The organism is Pontimicrobium sp. MEBiC01747 (assembly GCF_053601635.1).
Window position 1 is genome coordinate 1 of sequence record NZ_JBSHNS010000312.1, and the last position, 1,614, is coordinate 1,614.

Sequence of the window (1,614 nt, forward strand, 5' to 3'; positions counted from 1 at the left end):
GCATTATATAATAGATATTTAATAGCTACAGATCAACCAGGAGCTAAAGTTGATAGAACGGGAATGCAAGTACGCCAAAGAGCTGCTCAAAAAAAATAAAAGCAGATTAACTTTTCTACATAAAAAAAAGATTATCTATTAAGTTAGATAATCTTTTTTTTTGTTAATGTTTATCTTATTTTTTTTAGCAACTTACATATTACTAAAAACCGCATCGCATGCAGCTATTGTTTTATCTAAATCATTATAAGTTAAGGCATCTGTAATAAACCATGTTTCAAAAGCACTAGGCGCTATATATATACCTTGATTTAACATACCATGAAAGAAACGCTTAAATGTTTCATTATTTCCTTTAGCTGCTGTTTCAAAATCAAAAACATCTCCTTCATCAAAATGAACAGAAATCATAGAGCCTACTCTATTTATAGTATGGGTTACACCATGTTTATTTAAAACATTAGATAATCCTTTATGTAAATATTCTGTTTTTTCTGCTAATCTTGTAAAAATTACATCATCATTATTTAATGCTGTTAACATTGCTAAACCTGCAGCCATTGCCAATGGGTTTCCACTTAATGTTCCTGCTTGATATACCGGACCCAAGGGCGCTAAGTAATTCATAATCTCTTCTCTAGCTGCAAATGCCCCTACCGGTAATCCGCCTCCTATAACTTTTCCAAAACAAACAATATCTGCATTAATCCCTAATAATTCTTGAGCGCCACCTTTTGCCAAACGAAACCCCGTCATAACCTCATCAAAAATCAATAAAACATCATGTTTATCACATAAATCTCTTAAGCCCTCTAAAAATCCTTTTTTAGGAGGAATACATCCCATATTCCCAGCTACTGGTTCTATAATAATACAAGCAACTTCATTTTTATTAGCTTCAATAAGCGCTGCCACATTATCTAAATCATTGTATTTAGCAAGTAATGTGTCTTTTGCAGTGCCTTTAGTTACACCAGGGCTATTAGGAGAGCCAAACGTTACTGCGCCGCTGCCTGCTTGTATTAAAAAGGAATCACTATGCCCATGATAACATCCCGAAAATTTTATTATTTTATCTTTTCCTGTATAGCCTCTTGCCAAACGTACAGCACTCATACAAGCTTCTGTTCCAGAATTAACAAACCTAATTTTATCTATATTGGGCACCATAGAAACTGCTAGTTCAGCAATTTCAGTTTCTATCTGAGTTGGCATACCAAAAGAGGTTCCTTTTTTAGTCTTTTCTATTACTGCACTAACTACAGGCTCATAAGCATGTCCTAATATCATTGGCCCCCATGAATTAATATAGTCTATTAATTGGTTTCCGTCTTCATCATATAAATAGGCTCCTTTTGCTTCTTTTACAAAAATTGGGGTTCCGCCTACTGCTTTAAATGCTCTAACTGGAGAGTTAACACCTCCTGGTATAACTTGTTCTGCTTGTGCAAACAATGCACTACTTCGTTTATAAATCATAAACTATTATTAATCTTTTGGTAAGGGTTTTACAAATAATGCCTGTCCTTCAAACAAATCATTATTTTCTAAACTATTTAAATCTTTAAGTTCTTGTACTGTTAAATTATAGCGCCTAGATAACGAATACAACGT

1 protein-coding gene is annotated in these 1,614 nt (G+C 33.5%); it reads right to left on the minus strand.

Features of this window, described 5'->3' with window-relative positions:
* Window positions 1-192: 192 nt before the first annotated feature.
* A complete protein-coding gene (hemL, locus tag ACVC2P_RS10350; protein ID WP_452598404.1) occupies window positions 193-1,479 on the minus strand; it encodes a glutamate-1-semialdehyde 2,1-aminomutase in 1,287 nt (428 codons plus the stop codon).
* Window positions 1,480-1,614: the final 135 nt, after the last annotated feature.